Annotated in this window: 12 protein-coding genes; 10 read left to right on the top strand and 2 right to left on the bottom strand. The window is 73.1% G+C overall.

Annotation, left to right across the window (positions count from 1 at the left end):
• Positions 1–113 precede the first annotated feature (113 nt).
• Positions 114–2,039 (bottom strand): NAD-binding protein, encoded by a 1,926-nt coding sequence (locus ABD437_RS39485; RefSeq protein ID WP_344654110.1) that lies wholly within the window; start codon positions 2,037–2,039, stop codon positions 114–116.
• 257 nt (positions 2,040–2,296) lie between these two features.
• Between ABD437_RS39485 and ABD437_RS39480 the strand changes: the two genes are divergently transcribed.
• Genes ABD437_RS39480 through ABD437_RS39470 form a run of 3 tightly spaced genes read left to right on the top strand, consistent with a single transcriptional unit; the run spans position 2,297 to position 6,275 of the window.
• Positions 2,297–3,634, top strand: coding sequence for an ammonium transporter (locus ABD437_RS39480; protein ID WP_344654109.1), 1,338 nt, complete (start codon positions 2,297–2,299; stop codon positions 3,632–3,634).
• 6 nt (positions 3,635–3,640) lie between these two features.
• Positions 3,641–3,982, top strand: coding sequence for a P-II family nitrogen regulator (locus tag ABD437_RS39475; RefSeq protein ID WP_035857129.1), 342 nt, complete (start codon positions 3,641–3,643; stop codon positions 3,980–3,982).
• The gene (locus tag ABD437_RS39470; RefSeq protein WP_344654108.1) at positions 3,972–6,275 is read left to right on the top strand and encodes a [protein-PII] uridylyltransferase; all 2,304 of its coding nucleotides are present in this window, start codon (positions 3,972–3,974) and stop codon (positions 6,273–6,275) included. Before ABD437_RS39475 ends, ABD437_RS39470 begins: the two co-directional genes overlap by 11 nt.
• Here ABD437_RS39470 and ABD437_RS39465 read toward each other — a convergent pair.
• Positions 6,268–7,242 carry a GlxA family transcriptional regulator gene (locus ABD437_RS39465; protein ID WP_344654107.1) on the bottom strand — a complete coding sequence of 325 codons (975 nt, stop codon included), beginning with the start codon at positions 7,240–7,242 and terminating at the stop codon, positions 6,268–6,270. The genes ABD437_RS39470 and ABD437_RS39465 overlap by 8 nt on opposite strands.
• Positions 7,243–7,304: 62 nt before the next feature.
• On the opposite strand from ABD437_RS39465, the gene ABD437_RS39460 reads away from it, so the two are divergent.
• The 7 genes from ABD437_RS39460 (at position 7,305) to ABD437_RS39430 (ending at position 15,687) form a co-directional block, all read left to right on the top strand.
• Complete coding sequence (locus tag ABD437_RS39460) at positions 7,305–8,621, top strand: MFS transporter (protein WP_344654209.1); 1,317 nt, start codon at positions 7,305–7,307, stop codon at positions 8,619–8,621.
• A 15-nt stretch (positions 8,622–8,636) separates the two neighbouring features.
• Positions 8,637–10,175 carry a signal recognition particle protein gene (ffh, locus tag ABD437_RS39455; RefSeq protein ID WP_344654106.1) on the top strand — a complete coding sequence of 513 codons (1,539 nt, stop codon included), beginning with the start codon at positions 8,637–8,639 and terminating at the stop codon, positions 10,173–10,175.
• Between the two features lie 3 nt (positions 10,176–10,178).
• Positions 10,179–10,544, top strand: a complete 366-nt coding sequence (locus ABD437_RS39450) for a PIN domain-containing protein (protein ID WP_344654105.1) — start codon at positions 10,179–10,181, stop codon at positions 10,542–10,544.
• A 152-nt stretch (positions 10,545–10,696) separates the two neighbouring features.
• The gene (locus ABD437_RS39445) at positions 10,697–12,463 is read left to right on the top strand and encodes a VWA domain-containing protein (RefSeq protein WP_344654104.1); all 1,767 of its coding nucleotides are present in this window, start codon (positions 10,697–10,699) and stop codon (positions 12,461–12,463) included.
• A gap of 39 nt (positions 12,464–12,502) precedes the next feature.
• Positions 12,503–13,576 carry an amidohydrolase family protein gene (locus ABD437_RS39440; protein WP_344654103.1) on the top strand — a complete coding sequence of 358 codons (1,074 nt, stop codon included), beginning with the start codon at positions 12,503–12,505 and terminating at the stop codon, positions 13,574–13,576.
• Between the two features lie 36 nt (positions 13,577–13,612).
• Complete coding sequence (gene proS, locus ABD437_RS39435; protein WP_344654102.1) at positions 13,613–15,025, top strand: proline--tRNA ligase; 1,413 nt, start codon at positions 13,613–13,615, stop codon at positions 15,023–15,025.
• Positions 15,025–15,687, top strand: coding sequence for a ribonuclease FAU-1 family protein (locus ABD437_RS39430; protein WP_344654101.1), 663 nt, complete (start codon positions 15,025–15,027; stop codon positions 15,685–15,687). The genes proS and ABD437_RS39430 overlap by 1 nt, the downstream gene beginning before the upstream one ends.
• Positions 15,688–15,743 lie beyond the last annotated feature (56 nt).

Below are 15,743 nucleotides of genomic sequence, written 5' to 3'. Positions count from 1 at the left end.
CGACCCGCGCGAACACGCCGACGCCGGCGTCCGCCGCGAACGCGGGGTCCGCGGCGCGTCCCGGGCCGCGGCCACCAGGCCCCGGCGAAACGGGGGCGGGCACACCCCCGGTGTCACCAGCGGCGATCATCCTTGTCGCGGAGCTCCACGCCTCGGCGGTCGAGGATCGCACGCAGCGCCGACAAGCCGTTCCACCATGTCGGCACCGCGACGTGCCCGGTGTTCCACCGACCGGCCCGCGGAGCCGCCACCGGACCGAAGCGACGCCGGGCCGGCGCACCGCGGAGCCCGGGCCGGACGCCGGGGCTCACCGGCACGTCGCTGGTGGCGCCGGTGCGCAGCAGGACGTCGGCGAGGCCGGAGCGCGTGGCGACCAGCAGGAGCGTGTCGCCGGCCCGCACCGCGTCGTCCAGGTCCGGGTTCCACGTGCGGACCCGCCGGCCCGCGCCCTCCCGGACGTGCCCGAACACCCGCACCCGACCGGCCTGCTCGAGCTCGCCCAGTGGCTGCTCCGCGGCCGGGCTACCGGGCCCGACCGGCACCTCGGCGACCAGCAGCACGTTGCGGCCGTGCCCGATCGCGGCCTTCACCTCGCGCCCGAGGATCGCGGCGAGGAACACCGGCGCGGCCGCCGCCGAGACCGACAGCGAGACCGCCTGCGGCAGCGCGCCGGTGATGCGGTCGGACAGGTCCTGGTCGAACAGCCGCAGCACGATCCGCAGGTTCTGGTCCATCGCCCAGACCGCGAGGCCCACCTCGACGTTCGCCACGTCGTCGTCGGTCGCGGCGACGACGCTGCGGGCCCGGTGGGCGCGGGCGGCACGCAGCGTGTGCTCGTCGCTGGCGTCGCCACGCAGCACGGGGACGCCGAGCCGGCGGGCGACCGCGGCCACCGCGGCGTCCGGGTCGGTGTCGATGCCCACGACCGGGATGTCGGCGGCACGCAGCTGCTCCACCATGCGCAGGCCGACCGTGCCCAGCCCGCACACCACGACGTGGTCCGACGTGCGCCCGACCGAGGGGCCGAGCACGCCGGACAGGCGGCTGCCCAACAGGTCGTCGACCGCGAACGCGGTGATCAGTGCGATCAGGACGACGCCGGCCAGCATCGAACCGGCCACGAACAAGGTCACCGCGGTGCCGGCCCGCTCGATGCCGTCGGGTGCGCCGGTGGTGAGCGTCGACACCATGCCGTAGAACGAGTCGAGCCAGCTCAGCCCCAGGTCCTGACGCAGCACGATCGAGCCGACCGCGACCAGCGCCGAGAGGCCGGCGAGCGTCCAGCGCAGGCGCGCGCTCGCCCACCGGGTGACCCCTCCGGGCCAGCGCATCCGTCGCCGGCGGAGGCCCGCGCCGGGGACCGGCACCGCGGGTTCGCCGAGTACCAGCTCCGCGTCGGGTGCGCCGCGGGCGGGGAGCAGCACGGTGCCGTCGGGCCGGCGCGCGTCGGCCCGGGCGAGGACGACGAGCGGGTGGCCGGCGATCGTCGCGGGTGGGCCGGCGTTGAGCGTCCGGCCGCCGATCTCGATCAGCTGCTGGCCGTCGCCGAGCGCGGCGTCGACGAACGACGGCGCGGCGATCAACGACGACGAGAGCACCGTGCAGTCGCGCCCGAACAGTTCCTCGACGCGGGCGGCGAGCTTCTCGTCGAACATCCGGATCACCAACCGGATACCGGGCTGCAGCTCACGGGCGGCCAGCGCGGCGTGCAGGTTGGCGACGTCGTCGTCGGTGAGCAGCACCAGCGCGGACGCGGTGGCGACGCCGGCCGCCTCGAGCACCGTCTTGTCGCGCCCGGAGCCGATGTGCACGGCGGCGCCGGAGCGCTTCAGGTGCGGCACGAACGGGCCGTCCAGGTCGGGCACGACGACCGTCACCCAGGACGACGGGTTCCCCGGCGGACGCCGCGTGCGCCGGGCCACGCTCCCGGTGTCGACGTCGTCCAGTTTGGCGAGTTCCCCGACCAGCCGGGCGGCCAGCGCGTCGGACCCGACGAGGACGATCGGAGGGTGTGAGCGGGCTGACGCCGGCTGGCTCATCGAGGGGACCCCTACCTGGGAACAGTGGGCGTCATGCCCGGGATGGTACGGATTTCTGCAGGTCAGCGTGCCGCGGCGTGAAATCGGCATGAGGAAGAGTTAACTGCGAAGAAACACAGCGTCACGAACCAGAAACTCGTCTGAACGGCCGTCGAAACGTCATCGCAGCACGCTGGCCCCGACGCACGGCGAAGGGTTACCCGGCCCTCACCGCCGCGCGGTGACCCCCCACATCTTTGTTCCTCGGAAGGAGGGGCATGGAAATCAACTCCGGCGATACCGCCTGGATCCTCGCCAGCAGCGCCCTCGTCCTGCTCATGACGCCGGGTCTTGCGCTCTTCTACGGCGGGATGACCCGCGCGAAGAGCGTGCTCAACATGATGATGATGAGCTTCGGTGCGCTCGGGCTCGTCTCGGTCCTGTGGATGCTCTACGGGTACTCCCTCGCGTTCGACGACGACGCCTTCGGCGGCCTGGTCGGCGGCCTGGGCAAGATCGGCCTGAAGGGCACGCTGACCGGGGTCTCCGGCACGCTGCCGGAGACCGTGTTCGCCTCCTTCCAGCTGATGTTCGCCGTCATCACCGTCGCGCTGGTCTCGGGTGCCATCGCGGACCGGGCGAAGTTCGGCGCCTGGATGGTGTTCGCCGGCGTGTGGGCCACGCTGGTCTACTTCCCGGTCGCGCACTGGGTGTTCGCGTTCGACAGCGACACCACCAAGGGCGGCTGGATCGCCAACCAGCTCGGCGCGCTGGACTTCGCCGGTGGAACCGCGGTCCACATCAACGCCGGTGCCGCCGGCCTGGCGCTCGCGCTGGTGCTCGGCAAGCGCAAGGGCTGGCCGCGGGAGAGCTTCAAGCCCCACAACCTGCCGTTGGTGCTGCTCGGCGCGGGCATGCTGTGGTTCGGCTGGTTCGGCTTCAACGCCGGTTCGGCCGTCGCCGCCAACAACACCGCGGGCATCGCGTTCATCAACACGCAGGTCGCCACCGCCGCCGCGGTGCTGTCCTGGCTGGTCGTGGAGAAGGTCCGCGACAAGCACGCCACCACGCTGGGTGCGGCGTCGGGTGCGGTGGCCGGTCTGGTCGCCATCACCCCCGCCTGTGGCTCGGTCAACCCGGTGGGCGCGCTGATCGTCGGTCTGCTCGCCGGTGCGGTCTGTGCCCTCGCCGTCGGTCTCAAGTACCGCCTCGGCTTCGACGACTCGCTCGACGTCGTCGGGGTGCACCTGGTCGGCGGTCTGGCCGGTTCGCTCCTGATCGGTCTGCTCGCCACCGACACCGTCGTGGCCGACACCAACGGCCTCTTCTACGGCGGCGGCCTCGGACTGCTCGGTAAGCAGTTCGTCGCCTCCTTCGCGGTGCTGGCCTACTCCTTCATCCTCACGTACATCATCGGCTTCATCATCAACAAGACGATGGGCTTCCGGGTGGACGAGGAAGCGGAGGTCACCGGCATCGACACGGCCGTTCACGCCGAGTCCGCGTACGACTTCGTCTCGGGTAGCAGCATCCGCTCGAGCGCGGTCGGTGGTCCGGCTCCGGCTGGTATCAACGACCAGAGCGTCCGCGAAGCGGCCCCGGCCGGTAAGGAGTAGAGCCCGATGGCCAAGCTGGTCACCGCAGTCATCAAGCCGTTCAAGCTGGAGGACGTCAAGGGCGCCCTCTCCGCGCTGGGCATCGCCGGCCTCACGGTCTCCGAGGTCCAGGGCTACGGGCGGCAGAAAGGCCACACCGAGGTCTACCGTGGCGCCGAGTACCAGGTCGACTTCGTGCCGAAGGTGCGCATCGAGGTCCTGGTCGACGACATCGACGCCGCCAAGGTCGTCGACTCGCTGGTCGCGGCCGCCCGCACCGGCAAGATCGGTGACGGCAAAGTGTGGGTCACCTCGGTCGACGAGGTGATCCGGGTCCGTACCGGCGAGCGCGGACTCGATGCCCTCTGACCGGCACGCTGGGAATCTGAACGGTCCGGCCGGGTCGCACGACCCGGCCGGCCGTCCGGCTCCGTGGGGGCCCGCCGGGCCCCCGTCCCGAACCCAGCTCCCCGACGCGCTCGACCGCTGGCTGGCCGGCCTGCTGCCGCCGGTCGCGGGGGTGGCCCTGGTTGCCGTCGGCAGCCTGGGGCGCCGCGAGGTCGTCGCGCACAGCGACGTCGACCTCGTTCTGCTCCACACCGGACACCCGCGGATCGCCGAGATCGCGGAGTCGGTCTGGTACCCGATCTGGGATTCACCGGTCGGCCTCGATCACGCCGTCCGCACCGTCGACGAGGCGGTCGCGGTGGCACGCAGCGACGTCAAAGCGGCGCTGGGCCTGCTCGACGCCAGGTACGTGGCGGGGGACCGTGCACTTGCCGACGAGCTGGCGGCCACCGTGCGTGCGGCCTGGCGGGCCAGTCCGGCCGGGTGGCTGGGCGAACTGCGCGACCTCACCGAGGCCCGCTGGCACACCGCGGGCGAACTCGCGTTCCTCCTCGAGCCCGATCTGAAGGAAGCCCGCGGCGGCATCCGCGACGCGGTGACGCTCCGCGCGCTGGCCTACGCGCAGCTGGTCGACGCGCCCCGGGGCAGCGTGCGCGACGCCTACCGGCTGCTGCTGGACACCCGCGACGCGCTGCACCGCTCGGCCGACCGTGCGCTCGACCGGCTGCTGCTGGCCGAGCAGGACACGGTCGCGGCGGCCTTGAACTACGCCGACGCCGACGCCCTGCTGCACGCCGTCGCGGACGCGGCGCGCACCGTCGCCTACGCCGGTGACACGGCCTGGCGTCAGGTCGACGGGCTGTTGAGCAAACGGCGGCGGTGGCCGATCCGTCGTCGCAACACGGTCAACCGGCGTCCGCTGGCCGACGGCGTCGTCGAGCAGAACGGCGAGGTCGTGCTGGCCAGGGGCGTCGACCCGGCGCTGGACGCCGTGCTCCCGCTGCGGTTCGCGGCGTCGTCGGCGGTCGCGAACATCCCGCCGGCCCGGTCGGCGTTGGAACGGCTCGCGTCCGCGGCACCACCGCTGCCCGACGTGTGGCCGGAGTCCGCGCTGCAGGCGCTGGTCGCGCTGCTGGGTGCGGGCGAACCGGCGATCAACGTCTGGGAGGCGTGCGACCGGCACGGCCTGGTCGAGAAGTGGCTGCCCGAGTGGGGGCGGGTCCGCTCGCTGCCGCAGCGCAACGCCCTGCACCGCTACACCGTCGACCGGCACCTGGTGGCCGCGGCCGTCGCGGCCGCACCGCTGGCCCGGCGGGTCGCGCGTCCGGACCTGCTGCTGATCGGCGCGCTCCTGCACGACATCGGCAAGGGGCTGCCGGGTGACCACTCCGAGGTGGGCGCCGAGATCGCCGGTGGCATCGCGGTGCGGCTCGGGCTGTCGGCCGAGGACACCGACCGGCTGGTCCGGCTGGTGCGCCACCACCTGCTGCTCCCCGACACCGCGACCCGGCGCGACCTGGACGACCCGGCGACGCTCGAGGTGGTGGCCGACGCGGTCGGGTACGACGGCGTCCTGCTCGACGTGCTCCACGCGCTCACCGAGTCCGACGCCTCGGCGACCGGCCCGGCGGCCTGGAGCAGCTGGAAGGCCGGGCTGGTCAGCGACCTGGTGAAGCGCGTGCACGTGCTGATCGGGCAGGGAGCGGCCCCGGTGGCGCGTCCGCGCCCGGCGGAGGTGTTCGCGGCCACGTCGCCGCTACCGGACCCCACCGGGTGCACGGTCAGCGTGCACGGGGACGAGGTGGCGGTCGTCGGCGGCGTCGACGTGCAGCATTTGCTCAGCCGTACGGCCGGCATCTGCGCGCTGCACCGGCTCGACGTCTACGCCGCCGACGCGGGCACGTTCGACGGCCACCCGGTCGTCGTGGTGCGTGCCGCGCCGCGGTTCGGCCGCCTGCCGGATCCGGCGCTGCTCACCGCCGACCTGCGCCGGGCCGTGGCCGGCAACTACGACGTGTCCGGTGCGCTGGCCAAGCGGGAGGCCGAGGCCCGCGAGGGCCGGGACCCGGCGCCGCCGCAGGTCAGCTGGCTCCCGGACGCCTCGACCGACGCGACGGTGCTCGAACTGCGGGCCGAGGACCGGCGCGGTCTGCTGCACGACGTCACGGCGGCGCTGGAGGAGTCCGGCGCGTCCGTGCGCGGTGCCCGGATCAGCACGTTCGGCTCCGCCGTGGTCGACGCGTTCTACCTGACCGGGAGCGACCTGGCCCAGGACGCGATCGGCAAGGCGGTGCTGGCCGCGGCGGTCAGCTAGCCCGGAACGTGCGGCGGTACGCGCCGGGGGACGTGCCCACCGACGTCGCGAAGTGCTGACGCAGCGACGCGGTGGTGCCGAACCCGGCGCGGACGGCCACCCGCTCGACCGGCAGGTCGGTCTCCTCGAGCAGGTGCCGGGCCCGCTCGAGCCGGTGCGCGGTGAGCCACGGCCCCGGCGCCCGGCCGGTCTCCTGGCGGAACCGCCGGGTGAACGTCCGCACGCTCATGCCGGCGTGCGCGGCCATCGTCGCCAGGTCGAGCGGCTCGTCCAGGTGCTCGAGCGCCCAGGCCCGGGTGGGGCCGGTCGAGGCGTCGGAGACCGCGGGCATCGGCCGCTCGACGAACTGCGCCTGGCCGCCGTCGCGCCACGGCGGCGCCACGCAGCGCCGGGCGGCCCGGTTCGCGACCTCGCTGCCGAAGTCGCGCCGGACCAGGTGCAGGCACAGGTCGATCCCGGCGGCGACCCCGGCCGACGACGCGATCGGCCCCTCGTCGATGAACAGGACGTCCGGGTCGAGCGTGACCTCGGGGTACCGCGCGCGGAACGAGTCCGCCCACATCCAGTGCGTGGTGGCCCGCCGCCCGTCGAGCAGCCCGGTGGCGGCCACGACGAAGGCGCCGGTACAGATCGACGCCACGCGCGCGCCGCGTGCGGCGGCGGCCCGGATCGCGCCGAGCACCTCGGCCGGGAACTCCCGCGTGCCGGCGGTGAGCCCGCGGATACCCGGGACGAGCACGGTGTCCGCGGTCTCGAGCTCCTCGAGCCCGTACTTCGGCGCGATCGCGTACCCGGCGGTCGTCTCCACCGGCGCCCCGCCGGGTGAGCACACGTGGACGCTGTACAGCTTCCCGCCGTCGCGCTCGGCCGCGCCGAACACCTGGCCCGGGATCCCGACGTCGAACGGGACCGCGTCGTCGAGGGCGAGGACGGCGATGCGGTGACGGCCCGAATCAGCGAAAGGCATGGCCGGATTTTTGCACATGGTGTCCTTCGAGCCACTGGTTCGGGCGCGGACCGTCGGCGAAGCTGGTTGCCGTGGTCAACACTGCTGTGCCGTCGAAGCGACGGCTCCATCGCGCCTGGATCGTCGCCGGCGTCGCGTTCGTCGCACTGGTCGGCGCGGCCGCGTTCCGCGCGGCCCCGAGCGTCCTGATCCTGCCCCTGCAGGAGGAGTTCGGCTGGTCGACGGCCGACATCTCGCTCGCCGTCACGGTGAACCTGGTGCTCTTCGGCCTCACCGCCCCGTTCGCCGCCGCGCTCATCCAGCGCCTCGGCCTGCGCTGGGTCACCACGGCCGCGTTGCTGCTGGTCGCGGCCGGTGCCGCGGCCACCGTGGGGATGACCGCCCGCTGGCAGCTGGTGCTCTGCTGGGGTGTGCTCGTCGGGCTCGGCACCGGGTCGATGGCGCTGGTGTTCGCCGCGTCGGTCGCCGACCGCTGGTTCGTCGCCCGCCGCGGCCTGGTGGTGGGCATCCTCACCGCGGGCAGCGCCACCGGCCAGCTGATCTTCCTGCCGCCGGTGGCCGCGCTGGCCGACTCCCAGGGCTGGCGGGTGGCCTCCCTGGCGGTCGCCGCCTGTGCCCTCGCGGTGGTGCCCCTGGTCATCCTGTTCCTGCGCGACCAGCCCGAGGACGTCGGGCTCACCCGGTACGGCACCGACGAACCCAGCCCGGCCCGTCCGGCCGGAGGGGCGGCCCGCTCCGCGTTCAGCGGTCTCGCGCTCGGCGTCCGCAGCGGCACGTTCTGGCTGTTGGTGGGGGGGTTCGCGATCTGCGGCGCGTCGTCCAACGGGTTGGTCGGCACCCACCTCGTGCCGGCCGCGCACGACCACGGGCTGCCCACCACGGCCGCGGCGGGCCTGCTGGCCGTGATCGGCATCTTCGACATCGTCGGGACGATCGCGTCGGGCTGGCTCACCGACCGCTACGACCCGCGGCTGCTCCTGCTGGCCTACTACGGGCTGCGCGGTGCGTCGCTGCTGCTGCTCCCGGCGCTGCTGCCGTCGCTCGGGCACGGCGTGGGGCCCTCGATGCTGGTGTTCATCGTGTTCTACGGGTTGGACTGGGTGGCCACCGTGCCGCCGACCGTCGCGCTCTGCCGGCAGGCGTTCGGCGACCGCGCGCCGGTCGTGTTCGGCTGGGTGTTCGCCTCCCACCAGCTCGGCGCGGCCCTGATGGCGACCGGTGCCGGCTGGATCCGCGACACGTTCGGCACCTACACCCCGGCCTGGTACGCGGCCGGCGCGCTGTGCCTTCTCGCCGCGACCCTGTCGGTCGGCGTCGGCCGGGGTAGTCGGGCGGCTACGCTCAAGGGGACTGTGCCTTCACTGGCCGCCGCTAGTTGACCCTCGTGAGGACCGATGTTCGACACGCTTTCCGACCGGCTCTCCGCCGTCTTCACTTCGCTCCGGTCGAAGGGGCGTCTCACCGACGCCGATCTCGACAAGTCCATGCGGGAGATCCGCGTGGCGCTGCTCGAGGCGGACGTCGCGCTGACGGTCGTGAAGGCGTTCACCCAGTCGGTCAAGAACCGGGCGCGCGGGTCCGAGGTGCACCAGGCGCTCAACCCGGCCCAGCAGATCATCAAGATCGTCAACGAGGAGCTCATCGGCATCCTCGGCGGCGAGACGCGTCGGCTGCGGTTCGCCAAGAACCCGCCGACGGTCATCCTGCTCGCGGGTCTGCAGGGTGCCGGTAAGACGACGCTCGCCGGCAAGCTCGCGCTGTGGCTGCGCAAGCAGGGCCACACGCCGATGCTCGTCGCCGCCGACCTCCAGCGCCCCAACGCCGTGCAGCAGCTGCAGGTCGTCGGCCAGCGGGCCGGCGTCGAGGTGTTCGCGCCCGAGCCCGGCAGCGGCGTCGGTGACCCGGTGAAGGTCGCGCGTGACTCGATCGAGTTCGCGAAGCGCCAGCAGCACGACATCGTCGTGGTCGACACCGCCGGTCGCCTCGGTATCGACGCGGACATGATGGCCCAGGCCGCGGCCATCCGGGACGCGGTCAACCCGGACGAGATCCTGTTCGTCGTCGACGCCATGATCGGTCAGGACGCGGTCACCACGGCCCAGGCCTTCAAGGACGGCGTCGGTTTCGACGGCGTCGTGCTGACCAAGCTGGACGGTGACGCCCGCGGTGGTGCCGCGCTCTCGGTGCGCCACATCACCGGCGAGCCGATCATGTTCGCCTCCTCGGGCGAGAAGCTCGAGGACTTCGACGTCTTCCACCCCGACCGGATGGCGTCGCGCATCCTCGGCATGGGCGACATGCTCACGCTGATCGAGCAGGCCGAGACCGTCTTCGACGCCGAGCAGCAGGCTCGGATGACCGACAAGATGCTCGGCGAGGGTGATTTCACGCTCGACGACTTCCTCGAGCAGATGCTCGCGGTCAAGAAGATGGGCCCGATCCAGAACGTGCTCGGGATGCTGCCCGGCATGAACCAGATGAAGGGCCAGCTCGACCAGCTCGACGACAAGCACTTCGACCGCATCACCGCGGTCATCCGGTCGATGACCCCGCTCGAGCGTCAGGATCCCAAGCTCATCAACGGGTCCCGCCGGCTGCGTATCGCCAACGGTTCGGGAACGACCGTCACCGACGTGAACCAGCTGGTCGAGCGATTCTTCGAGGCGCGCAAGATGATGCGCCAGATGTCGAGCCGGTTCGGGTTCGGCGGCGGCGGGATGCGTCGTTCGAACAACAAGAAGGGCAAGGGCAAGAAGGGGCGCAAGGGTGGCGGCGGCGGTGGCCGGCCGCGGCAGCAGCTCCCCGGGGGCATGCCCGCGCTGCCGCCGGGGTTCCCCGGCGCGCCGCAGGAGGCCCCGCAGCAGCAGCCCGACGCGCTGCCGGGCGGTTTCGAGATGCCGAAGATCGACTTCTCGAAGCTGCCGAAGAAGTAGGTCTTGCCCACGCTGGTCGTCGACGGCGCGAACGTCGTCGGGTCGGTGCCGGACGGCTGGTGGAAGGACCGTCGCGGAGCGGCCGAGCGGCTCCGCGACGCGCTCGTCGGGGTCGCCGCCGCCGGTCCGGACGCGATCGCCGGGCCGGTGCGTGTCGTGCTCGTCGTCGAGGGCGCCGCGCGGGGTGTGCCGAGCGTCGCCGGCGTCGAGGTGGTGTCCGCCCCGGGCAGCGGTGACGACACGATCGTCGAGGTCGTCGCCGCGGCGGAGCCACCGGTCTGGGTGGTCACCGCCGACCGGGCCCTGCGCGACCGGGTCACCGCTCTCGGTGCCGACGTCCTCGGACCACGGTCGGTGCCCCGGACGTGAACCGCGGACGACGGCCGGCGCAACGGCCGGCGACCGGTGGCCGATGTCGCCGTCAGCGGTCACCCCACTGCGGGGAGTCTTCGTGACCCATGGGTAACTTGTCTCCGGCCGGGGCATCCGGTTCGTCTCGCGACGCGAACGGAGGCGCACGCGTGACCAGGAGTTGGCGGCCGTGGATCGCCGGTGCGACGGGCCTGGCGCTCGTCGCCGGAGCCGGCGTGATCTGGTCGGTGCGCGGTTCCGATCCGGGGTCGGGGTGCGAACGCACCACGATCACGATCGCGGCCTCGCTCGACCACGCCCCGGTACTGCAGACGATCGCCGACGGGTGGCTGCGTACCGACCCGAGAGTCGACGGGCGCTGCCCGGACATCCGGATCGTCGCCGCCCGGTCGGCCGACGTGGCCGCCAACCTCGGTGACGCTCGGGCAGCCGGTGGCTCGGCGGCTCCGTCCATCTCGCCGACGGCGCCGCTGTCACCGTCGGAGTCGGCCGCCGCCGCGGCCAGCGCGGTCTCGGACGCGTCGAGGCGGCCGACGGTGTGGGCGCCGGACTCCCGCGCCTGGGCCGGGCTCGCCGGTACCCGCCCGGAAGCCGCGTCGCTGCTGGCACCCGGCGCGCCCAGCGTCGCGCTCACGCCGATCGTGATGGCCACGACGCCGGACCGGGCCGGTGCGTTGGAGGGACGCATCACCTGGCCCGACGTGCTCCGCCAGATCGCCACCGGCCGAGCGCCGCTGGTGCTGGGCACGACCGACCCCACCGCGTCGACAGCGGCGTTGCTGACGCTGATGTCGCTCGCCGACACCGACGGCGACGGCAAGCCCACCGCGGCCGAGATCGCCGGCCCGCTCGCGTTGGAGCGCACGGCCCGCGTGTACGCCGGGAGCGTCGACGTGCTGGCGGCGCAGATGAGCCCGGGTGACTCCGCGGGCAGCGCTCCCGGCGCGCGGGTCTCGCTGTTCCCGGCCACCGAGCAGGAGGTGCTGCGGCTCTCCGCGAGCGGTGACGCCCCGCCGCTCGTCCCGCTCTACCCGGCCGAGGGCGTGGCACCGGCCGATCACCCGTACTACGTCCTGAACGCCGGCTGGGTCTCCGCCCGGCAGCGCGCCGTCGCCACCGCGTTCCTGGACGTCGTCCTCGGCACCGCCGGGCGCACGGCCTACGCCGCGGCCGGTTTCCGCGACCGGGACGGGACGCTCGCCGGGCTGACGTCGGCCAGCGGAGCGCTCGACGCCGCGTACCGGGGCCGGCCGCTGCCGGGCACGGCGGCGCTCACCGAGGTGCTGGTGCGCTGGCGTGCGCTGCGCCGCCCGGCGAACGTCATCGCCGCGGTCGACACGTCCGGCTCGATGACCGAGAAGGTGCCGGGGCTGCCGATCTCCAAGCTGGCGGCGTTCCGCCAGGCCGGCATCCAGGCGGTCCGGCTGTTCAACGACCGGTCGCGCCTGGGGCTCTGGGAGTTCTCCTCGGACCTCTCCGGTAGCCGTGACTACCGGGTGGTGGTGCCGGTCCGGACGATGGCCGACCAGGTCGGGCCGGTCTCGCAGCGGGAGACGATCATCGCGGCCACCAACCGGTTACGCCCGCACTCCGCGACCGGCCTGTACGACACCATCGACGCCGCCTACCGCGCCGTGCAGGGCATCTGGCGCGCCGACCAGCAGAACATCCTGGTCGTCATGACCGACGGCCGGAACGAGGACGAGGACGGGTTCGGCCTGGACGAGCTCCTCGGCCGGCTGCGTGCCGCGAAGAACCCGGCCAAGCCGGTGACGGTGCTGGCGATCGCCTACGGCTCGGGCGCCGACGTGCAGGCACTGCAGCGGGTGACCGAGGTGACCGGCGGTCGCACGTTCGTCTCCCGCGATCCGGCGGACATCGGCGCGGTCCTGCTGTCGGCGATGGTCAACCGGTAGCCCTTCGGCGGCGGAGGGCGGGCGGGCAGAATCACTGCCGTGGCACTTCATCTGCGGGGCGTGGTACTTCCGGACGACGTCGAGCGGGACGTCTGGATCGTCGGGGACCGGCTGACGTTCGAGCCGGTCGCGGACGCGACGACGGTCTCGACCGGCGGCTTCCTGCTGCCGGGCCTGGTCGACGCGCACTGCCACCCGGGGATCGCGCCCGACGGGGCGGTCACCGAGGTCGCCGAGGCCAGGCGCCTCGCGCTGATCGACCGGGACGCCGGCGTGCTGACGATCCGCGACGCGGGCTCGCCGATCGACTACCGCGAACTCGACGACGACCCGGACATGCCGCGGCTGATCCGTGCCGGGCGTCACCTCGCGCCGCCGCGCCGGTACATACCGGGGCTCGCGATCGAGTGCACGCCCGAGGAGTTCGTCACCCAGGCGGCCGTGCAGGCCAAGGCCGGGAACGGCTGGATCAAGCTGGTCGGCGACTGGATCGACCGCGGCGCCGGTGACCTGGGCCCCACCTACGACGACGCGACGTTCGCCGCCGCGGTCGCCGCCGCCCACGACGCGGGCGCCCGGGTGGCCGTGCACACGTTCAGCGAGGACGCGCTGCCCGGGCTGATCGCGGCCGGCGTCGACTCGATCGAACACGGCACCGGCCTGTCGCTCGACCTGATCGACACGATGGCGCGTGCCGGCACCGCCCTGGTCCCGACGATGACGAACATCCTGACGTTCGGCGGCATCGCCGAGAAAGCCGAGCCGAAGTTCCCGGGCTACGCCGACCACATGCGTCGCCTCCAGGCCGGCTTCCCCGCGGTCGTGCGGGCCGCGTACGAGGCCGGGGTGCCGATCTACGTCGGCACCGACGCGGGCGGGGGAGTGGAGCACGGCCTGGCTGCGGGGGAGATGCTGCTGCTCGCCGACGCCGGGATGGCGCCGGGCGACGTCCTCGCCGCCGGTTCCTGGGGTGCCCGCCGGTGGCTGGGTCTGCCCGGCCTCGAAGAGGGCGCCCTCGCCGACGTCACGGTCTACGGGGCCGACCCCCGCGAGGACCTGCGTGTCCTGAAAGCGCCCAGCCGCATCGTGCTGCGCGGCCGGGTCATCGCCTGAAATACCGGGTGGCGCCACGCTCTAAGATCAACGGCCATGGCAAAGGCTCCTGTTCTCACGCCGCAGGCTGAGGACTTTCCCCGCTGGTACCAGGACGTGATCGCCAAGGCCGAGCTGGCCGACAACGGGCCGGTCCGCGGCACGATGGTGATCCGACCGACCGGGTACGCGCTGTGGGAGCGGATGCAGCGCGAGATGGACGACCGGATCAAGGTCGCCGGCGCGCAGAACGCGTACTTCCCGCTGTTCATCCCGGAGTCCTACCTCCGCAAGGAGGCCGAGCACGTCGAGGGCTTCAGCCCCGAGCTGGCCGTCGTCACGCACGCGGGCGGCAAGCAGCTCGAGGAGCCGGTCGTGGTCCGCCCCACGTCCGAGACGATCATCAACGCCTCGTTCTCCAAGTGGGTGCAGTCCTACCGTGACCTGCCCCTGCTCGTGAACGCCTGGGCGAACGTCGTGCGCTGGGAGATGCGCCCGCGGGTGTTCCTGCGCACCACCGAGTTCCTCTGGCAGGAGGGCCACACCTGCCACGCCACCCAGGCCGACGCCCGCTCCTACGCGCGGCAGATCCTGCACGAGGCGTACGAGGACTTCATGGTCAACGTGCTGGCGATGCCGGTCGTCGTCGGCCGCAAGAGCCCGAAGGAGCGGTTCGCCGGCGCGATCAACACGCTGACGCTCGAGGGCATGATGCGTGACGGCAAGGCGCTGCAGATGGGCACCAGCCACGAGCTGGGCCAGAACTTCGCCAAGGCGTTCGACGTCCAGTACCTGTCGGCCGAGGGGCAGCGGGAGTACGTCTGGCAGACGTCCTGGGGCGTCTCGACCCGCATGGTCGGCGGCCTGATCATGGGCCACGGCGACGACAACGGGCTGCGGCTGCCGCCCCGGCTGGCGCCCACCCAGGCGCTCGTCATGGTCGTGAAGGACGGCGAGGGCGTCGGGGAGGCGGCCGCGAAGCTCGTCGCGGAACTGCGCGGAGCCGGCGTCCGGGTGGTCCTGGACGACCGCACCGACACCCCGTTCGGCCGCCGCGCGATCGACGCCGAGCTCAAGGGCATCCCGGTCCGGGTCGAGCTGGGCCCGCGCGACCTGGCCGAGGGCAACGTGACCGTCGTCCGCCGGATCGTCGGGACGAAGACCCCGACGGCGCTCGGCGCTGCCGCCGCTGCGGTCACCACCGCGCTGGTCGAGGACCAGCAGGCCCTCCACGACGAGGCGCTGGCCCGCCGCGAGTCGCGCACCACCGACGTGACCACGATCGAGGACGCGCTCGCCGCGGCCGCGACCGGGTGGGCACGCATCCCGTGGGCGTCGCTGGTCGACGGCGGCGAGGCCCGGCTGGCCCAGGACGCGGTCACCGTGCGCTGCCTGATCCGCCCCGACGGGTCGGTGCCGGAGTCCGACGACGAGCCCGGTGTGATCGCGATCGTCGGCCGGTCGTACTGATGTACTTCGAGACCGGCCGGACCGCGCTGGTCCGGCACTGTCGTGGTGGCATCGTGCAGGGCGTCCGGCCGTCGGTCGTGGTCTCCGACGACGCGTCCGGAACCCTGTTGTGGCTGCCGCGGAACACCCCGACCCGGGTGTCGCTGTTCGCCGACGACCGGCCGGTACGCGACGTGCCGCTGGCCGAGCGGTTCACCGCGCCCTGGCACACCGGCCCGGGCGTCTGGACCGGCACCAGCGCGCTGGAGTGGATCCCGCCGGGCGCGCCCTGGCACACCGTGTACTGGTTCTTCGACGGCGCCGGGCGGTTCCGCAACTGGTACGTGAACGTGGAGACGCCCCCGGTGCGCTGGTCGTCGGGGTTCGACTCCGACGACCTGGAGCTCGACGTCGTCATCGCGCCGGACCGTTCGTGCGTGCTGAAGGACGAGGACGAGCTCGAAGCGGCGGTCGAGGCCGGTGACATCCCGACGCGGGTGGCCGACCGCACCCGGCTGGAGGCGGCGAAGGCGATCGACGCCGCCACGGCGGGCCGGCCGCCGTTCGACGGCCGGCTCACGGACTTCGTTCCCCACCCGTCCTGGGCGCTTCCGACGCTCCTGGACGAATGGGACGCGCCTGTCGTCTCCACCCCGGCCGAGTCGTTGCTGACCCGCAGTTAGTAGCTTCGGCGTCGGGTCTGGCAGAATAGGCGGCTGAACTGACCACCGTGTGGGCC

The sequence above is a fragment of the Cryptosporangium japonicum genome, assembly GCF_039524755.1.
GTDB lineage: Bacteria > Actinomycetota > Actinomycetes > Mycobacteriales > Cryptosporangiaceae > Cryptosporangium > Cryptosporangium japonicum.
Note: the sequence above shows the minus strand (reverse complement) of the source record. Positions and strands in the feature narration are given on the sequence as shown.

Excerpts from the sequence above, each read along its gene's own strand:
- ffh (WP_344654106.1), top strand. The coding sequence starts at position 8,637 with ATGTTCGACACGCTTTCCGACCGGCTCTCCGCCGTCTTCACTTCGCTC.
- ABD437_RS39465 (WP_344654107.1), bottom strand. The coding sequence starts at position 7,242 with ATGCCTTTCGCTGATTCGGGCCGTCACCGCATCGCCGTCCTCGCCCTC.
- proS (WP_344654102.1), top strand. The coding sequence starts at position 13,613 with ATGGCAAAGGCTCCTGTTCTCACGCCGCAGGCTGAGGACTTTCCCCGC.
- ABD437_RS39475 (WP_035857129.1), top strand. The coding sequence starts at position 3,641 with ATGGCCAAGCTGGTCACCGCAGTCATCAAGCCGTTCAAGCTGGAGGAC.
- ABD437_RS39485 (WP_344654110.1), bottom strand. The coding sequence starts at position 2,039 with ATGAGCCAGCCGGCGTCAGCCCGCTCACACCCTCCGATCGTCCTCGTC.
- ABD437_RS39470 (WP_344654108.1), top strand. The coding sequence starts at position 3,972 with ATGCCCTCTGACCGGCACGCTGGGAATCTGAACGGTCCGGCCGGGTCG.
- ABD437_RS39430 (WP_344654101.1), top strand. The coding sequence starts at position 15,025 with ATGTACTTCGAGACCGGCCGGACCGCGCTGGTCCGGCACTGTCGTGGT.
- ABD437_RS39480 (WP_344654109.1), top strand. The coding sequence starts at position 2,297 with ATGGAAATCAACTCCGGCGATACCGCCTGGATCCTCGCCAGCAGCGCC.